The 1,369-nt window shown below is 71.4% G+C and carries 2 protein-coding genes; both read right to left on the reverse strand.

Going from position 1 to position 1,369, the window contains the following annotated elements; all coding sequences use genetic code 11:
- Nucleotides 1-554 (reverse strand): ABC transporter ATP-binding protein (locus G6021_RS14525; RefSeq protein ID WP_182641586.1); only part of this gene is annotated, 554 nt, incomplete at its 3' end.
- Between the two features lie 29 nt (nucleotides 555-583).
- Nucleotides 584-1,369 (reverse strand): ABC transporter permease (locus G6021_RS14530; protein ID WP_241736587.1); only part of this gene is annotated, 786 nt, incomplete at its 5' end.

Below are 1,369 nucleotides of genomic sequence, written 5' to 3' on the forward strand. Positions count from 1 at the left end.
ACCAGCAGGACCCCGAGACCGTGGTGCGCCCACAGCCGCAGCAGGAGGCGGTGCATGGTGCGCCGGGTGAGGGCGTCGAGCGCGCCGAAGGGCTCGTCGAGCAGCAACAGCGACGGCTCGGCGACGAGCGCCCGGGCGAGCGAGGTCCGCTGCGCCTGCCCGCCGGAGAGTTCCCCCGGGTAGGCGCCCTCGCGGCCCCCGAGCCCCACCTCGGCGAGGATCCCGGTGACCCGGTCGGTCTTTTCCCCCCGTCCGACGTCGACCCGGTTGAGGCCGTGCCTGACGTTCTCGGCGACGGTGCGCCAGGGCAGCAGCCGGGAGTCCTGGAACACGACGGCCGGGGGGCCCTCGATGTGGACGCTCCCTCCGTCGAGCTCCCGGTCCAGTCCGGCGAGGATCCGCAGCGCGGTGGATTTGCCGCTACCGCTCCGACCGAGCAGGGCGACGATGTCGCCGCGGGGGATCGTCAGGTCGAGATCGCGGAGAACGACGGTGTCGCCGAAGCTGCGGGTGACATCTCGCAGCGCGCCCGCGGGGGCGAGGGTGGTGGTCATGACTGTGGCTCCTGGGTGGTGGTCGGTGGTCACCGGTAGTGGCGCAGCGCACGGGCCTCGGCGACGCGGACCACCGCGTCCGTGAGGATGCCGAGCAGCGCGTACACGACCAGGCCGACGATGATCACGTCGATCCGGAAGTAGTCGCGGGCGTTCATGATGAGGTAGCCGATGCCGTTGGTGGCGTTGAGCTGCTCGGCCACGATGAGCGTCAACCAGGCGATCGCGAGCGACTGCCGCACGCCGACCAGGACCTGGGGCGCGATCGACGGGAGGATCACCTCGGTGAGCCGCTGGCGTCGGCTGAATCCGAAGACCGTCGCCATGTCCTGCAGCCTGGGATCCACCTGCCGCAGGCCCGAGGCCGTGTTGAGGTAGATCGGGAAGACCACACCGAGTGCGATGAGCAGCACCTTCGGGGTCTCACCGATGCCGAACCACAGGATGAACAGCGGTATCAGCCCGAGGTGCGGCAACGCGCGGAGCATCTGGAGCGGGGGGTCGACGAGGGCGTCCGCGATCCGCGAGGTTCCGACGATCACCCCCAGGACGAGTCCGGCCACGGCCCCCAGGACGAACCCCTGGACCACGCGGACGCTCGAGACGGCCAGCGCGTCGGCGAGCTCACCTGAGGCGATGAGCTCCAGTGCGGAGGAGGCGATGAGCTGCGGGGCGGGAAGGATCCGCTCCGGCAGGATGCCGGTGGCTCCGGCGATCTGCCAGATGAGGATCAGTACGACGGGGCTGAGCCAGCGCAGCCAGGTGGTCCGGCGGCGGGGCCGGCGGCGGCCGACAGTGCCGCGCCCGGGAGCCGG

It is taken from the genome of Dietzia sp. CW19 (genome assembly GCF_014145265.1).
Taxonomy (GTDB): Bacteria; Actinomycetota; Actinomycetes; order Mycobacteriales; family Mycobacteriaceae; genus Dietzia; species Dietzia natronolimnaea.